This window comes from Clostridium sp. DFI.1.208 (assembly GCF_024463855.1).
In the GTDB taxonomy this organism is placed as follows: Bacteria; Bacillota_I; Bacilli_A; order Erysipelotrichales; family Erysipelotrichaceae; genus Clostridium_AQ.
Genome location: NZ_JANGCA010000111.1, coordinates 1 through 5,385, shown reverse-complemented (window position 1 = coordinate 5,385; position 5,385 = coordinate 1). Strand labels below are relative to the sequence as shown.

Genomic DNA, 5,385 nt, shown 5'->3' with positions numbered 1-5,385 from the left:
CGCAGACAAGTCTGATGGGACTGACGAAGGATGTGGCACTGCCCTCCTCAACAGGGAAAGAAGCTGTCTCATGGAGTGCAAAAGGCAATATCGGAATCAATGGGAATACCCTGCTTGCGAAAGTGAGCACTGATCCAACAAAGGATACGGATGGAGAACTGATTGCAGCTACGAAGAGTGGTACAAGGACCTTGAAGGCTGCATCTGCGAGAATCCTTACGAAATCACCAATCGCCGGAGAATCACTTGCGGAAGCAAAGACGCAGATCAGCTTCAACATGAAGGAACGCCTTTATTACAAGGTCACGACAACACCTGCAGAGGCGCCGGCTTCACATAAGGCAGCTATAGAAAGTGGCTGGAAGAGGTACTTATGGAGTGATGTGATCAACTGGTCGGATTTAGACTGGCATACCGATTATGTACTGAATGAATACGATATGGCAGCCAAAACCATGAAGACCTATCCCATTACGACCAATAAGGGACTGGTGGGAGGAAGTGTCAGCCTGAGCACTACCTTTAAGGTAAGTACAGAAATCACTGCGACCTTACAGGATGCGCAATGTGAAAAAGGAAGCTGGACATGGGAGAAGAGCAAATCCTTATCCAGCGGCTGGGAAGAACTGAAAAGCAATGCAGATACGAACAGTATAACAAGTACTTATACACCGACAACAGATGACAGCGGATACTTCATACGTGCAACCTTTACCGTAAGTGATGATCAAAGCTACAAGGGAACAGTAACGAGAGCCAGTTCAACGGTCATAAAGGAAGAACTGAACGGCATCAAGATCTATAGGAACAGTGCATTGAGCGAAGAAGCGGGCGCAGCTGATATGGTAGTAGGAAACCAGCTGTATGCAAAGCTTACACAGGACAAATTCGATGCGGATGTTACATATACCTGGCATCAGAAAAATGCGGATGGAAGCGATCATGATGAAAAGATCCTTGGTACAGGAAAAAGCTATCTGCTGAGCGGCAAGGATGTAAATCAGCTCATCTATGTGAAAGCAACTGCGAAAAAAGACGGAGGAGCGAGCGGCGCTGTCAAGGCGGCTATGGATACGAAGGTAAAAAAAGCTGCAACAGCAAAACCCGATGTCCGACCGGAAATCGCAGAGAGTGAAGACATATCACTAACAGTGAAGCTGCCATCCTCTGTTACGAAAGGCCTGTATCAGTTCGGCTATATTGAGCAGGGAGTACATGATGAAATCGTGCCATTTGATATACTGACGCGAGGGAGTAATCCAGTGACCATTACAGGATTGAATCCAAATAAGATGTATTATATCTATGTAAAGCAGATTGGGGAAGATGGCTATGAAGATTCTCTATGGGGTGATTTGTATGTAGAACAAAAAACGGATTACCCACATGTTATAGGAACAGTGGAGATATCCGTATCCAATAATACTACAGCTTATGGACAGACACTGACTGCCGTTGTGAAGAATGGAGTACCAACGCAAAAGGGTGAATGGAACTGGTATCGAGTGAGTCCGGATGGAGAACGATCATCTTCTCTTTCCACAGATTCGTATTATGAGATTTTGGATCCAAGAGATATAGGATCAAAGATTGAAGCCGTTTATTCAGGTGATCCCACAAAATTCTATGCTGGTGAAATTAGTTCGCAGAGCGAAGAGGTTAAAAAGGCAGAGGTAAAGGCACCTAAAAAAACGACACCATCAAATATGGTGAGTGCAACAGATTCAACATTTACATTCACGCTGCCTAGTCAGGATACAGCAGGTAGCGGTCTTGGTGTGGATGAAAAATTTATTGTTGGATATTCACTTAGTGAAAATGGAGTCCCTGTGGAATATCGAGAAGATGGTATCGTGCAGACATATACACCAAATACAGAGATAACATTGAAAAATCTGAAGCGTAATACGACCTATTATTTATTCCTGCGTTATGCAGAACAGGCGGAGCATTACAAATCTGACTGGTCTGCTGTGGATCAGCGAATCGTTAAGAAAACAGAAAAGACCAATCTGACAGGAAGTATGCATTTCACTTATGCAAATACCGGTGCTACGAATCCGATCCAGGGAGAAAAACTTATCGTACAACTGGATGGTGTCAACACGAAAGAGGGTACCTGGACATGGACGAAGGTACAGAACGGTGTAGAAAGCAACATCGCGAACTACTTCCCACAGGGGGATGATTCCACCTATTATATGATCCCGGCAACAGAGGCTGTGGGAACCACCTACAAGGTCACCTTTACACCGACAGAGGGCTTTAGCGGCAGCATCACAGAAACCTCAACAGAAGTACAGAAATATACAAAGGATCAATACGATGCGCCGACCGTCAGTCCGCAGAGAAAAACGCAGACCGATACCACACTGACATTTAAGATGGGGGAGGATGCGGATGAGGGTGTCGTTTATGAATTCCAGTATGGAAAAGAAAATAATGAGGACGCTCCCACGAATAAGCTGGTAGATACCAAAGCATACAAAGGGGCGGATGTAACCATCACAGGGCTGGATCGTAATACGACCTATTACATCTGGGTACGCCGAGCCAAGGATGATAACTATGAAGCAAGTGCATGGTGCCTGCTGAATCTGGAAATGAAAACGGAATTGACCGGCATTCTGGGGTATGTGAGCATTGACGGTATCGATACGGCAGGAAAAGAGCTGACAGCCAGCTACAATAAAGCCAATTATATCCCATCAGGGGATGATACGAACGGAAGCTGGAAATGGTATCGTGAAAATAACGGCAGTTATGTTCAGATCACATCCGGTATCACAAACAATAAAACGATATCAAAATATACACCGACAGGAAGCGATATCGGAAAGAAGCTGAAGGCAGTATACACAGGAGCTGGAGATTTTAAAGGCGATAAGGAAGCAGTTACCAGCAGTATCAAAAAGAATGTGGCAACAGATCCGGAGATCACAACATTTACACAGATAAGTGATATAGATAATCACCTGCAAACGAATGTTGAATTGAATACGAAGGAGTACGTATGGTATCGCGTGCAGAAAGATACCATTCCGGCACCGAATGCACCGGAAGGAACAACAGAGAGTGCGATGACTGCGGCAGGCTGGACGAAGGTACCTTCCACCAACTTTCAGCTCACACAGGACTATGAGAAAGCCTATTTTGAGGCAAATAGAGTTTACACATTATATATTGTGAAACAGGAAACTGCAGATACACAGGTGAGTAATGTCAGAAGCAAAAGTGTGGAGCTGGGTCCGGTAACACAGTCAGGAACAATCGCATTTACGGGAAATGAAGTCGTAGGAAAGACTGTGAGCGCGACATTAAAAGATGCGAACAACAACAAAGGAACCTGGAAATGGTACATCAGTACGACAGACTGTGGTGCTACAGGAACGAATGCTGCGCCATCAATAGATGATACGGCGAAATGGAAACAGCTAGCAAGCGGATACAGCCCAACGATAGACAGTGACACGAGTACATTGACGATCAGCGAGGATATGTGGAAACACTACATCAAAGCAGAATTCGTGCCAAACAGTGACATTGGATATGGTGGCGAAAGTATCAAGAAGATGGCAGCTACCTATGTGAAAAAGATATATAACGAAAAGATAGAAATCGAGTCTAATACGAAAGATGGAAATGGAATTTATACGGCTTATTCAGGAACGAAAGTAAAAGCAACAGTAAATAACTGGACAGGAGATGAGTTAAAAGGACGTTTTGAAATGTATATAGATACGAATGCGCATACTGATTCCAATCGTGTATTTAGTGGTAACACGATGACTTCGACGGAGGAAAACTGGAGCCATCGAGATGGAAAATACATCTATGCACAATTAACAGTACCTAGTAATATAGCGTTATATGTTGATGAAAGTCTAGAAGCTATTCCTGCTGAAATGAAATATACGAGTGAAAAAATCATTTATAGGTATGGAATATCAATTAATAATGCAGACGATTTTTCCGATTTTGTATCAGGAATAGGAAAGTATACAGATAGAAGTGCTAATTATATACTTACAGCTAATATCAATATGAAAAATAAAGCAGCACTTAATCCTATCCATACAACTTTTACTGGTACATTTGATGGTGATTATCATAGTGTTTCCTATTTGAAAGGAAACACAAGTGCTATCCTATATGCTATAGATAATGCTACAGTTAAAAATTTATTAATCACTAATGCAAAAGTAGAAAACACTGTATCAACTGCTTCTATTTTAGCAAGTAGTTCTTCAAATTCAGTAGTTAGCAGAGTATTCAGTGTGGAAAGTGAGTCTATCAGTAATGGTGATGCCTCTCTTATTATTGGAACATCTAGAAACGATACAATTCAAGAGTGCGGCGCTTTAGGAGGAAAGGTTTATTCAACTTTTGAGCCTGAATACTCCGTAGGCGGTGTGTCAGGTTCTATATGGCAGAGTAGAATTTATGATAATTATATGGTTAATTCCAGTATAGGAAAAGCAGGTATTGCAAATGCAGCTGGTTCATTAATTGGGTCAGTACATCCTAGTAATAATTCTATGAGTTTAATTTCAGATTTAAGAAGGAATTATGCTGCAAATAGTATACCATTGGAAAATGGCGGATTAAATGGCGGTGTTTTTGGAGGCTTTTACCAAACTGGAAATACTGTACAAAATGTATCTAACTTTTATGATAAAAGTTTAGCACCAGATCCTGTTTTAGGAACACCTGATTCTAAATTCCCATCAGCAAGTAAGGGAACAGGTTTAGCAACACAAGAAATGATAGGAACTAAGTTAGCCAGTGAATTTGGAACATCAGGGACGTGGACATATAAAGATGGGTTTTATCCAAGGCTAACTTGGATGGCAGAACATCCTATTGCGATATTATATGCAACAACTAGAGGAGCTTTTACTCCAGTAGATAGTAAAACAGATAGTACAAGTATCTTTGATGGCAATATTTACGGAGCAATTAAAATACCAGAAGAGTTACAAAAAAGTGTTTACTCTATAAGCTCAAGTAATTCCGATATACTGAAAGTAACAGATGGAGGGACTATCATTCCTGTTGGCAATGTGGGACAAAGTGCTACTATCACAATCAATTATACGGAACCTGATGCTTCTATTGGTGGTAGTGCCTCTAACACATATGACTTCACAGTTAAACAGACGGAAAGAGCTTTGAATTCTGTTTCGATAAGTGGTGATGAAAATCCAGGTAAAACACTAATTGCTACAGCTTCAGGAGTACCCGATATTAAATATCAATGGTATCGAAGAAAAGCAGGGACTGTTTCAAGAGAAGCTATTTCAGGTGCTACAAATAGTACTTATACATTAAAATCTTCCGATATCGGCTATGAAATCAACGTCGATGTTGGTGCACCGAATTATG

Annotated in this window: 1 protein-coding gene; it reads left to right on the top strand. The window is 41.7% G+C overall.

Features of this window, described 5'->3' with window-relative positions:
- Positions 1-14: 14 nt before the first annotated feature.
- A partial coding sequence (locus NE665_RS23170; RefSeq protein WP_256302657.1) for a hypothetical protein occupies positions 15-5,385 on the top strand: 5,371 nt, incomplete at its 3' end.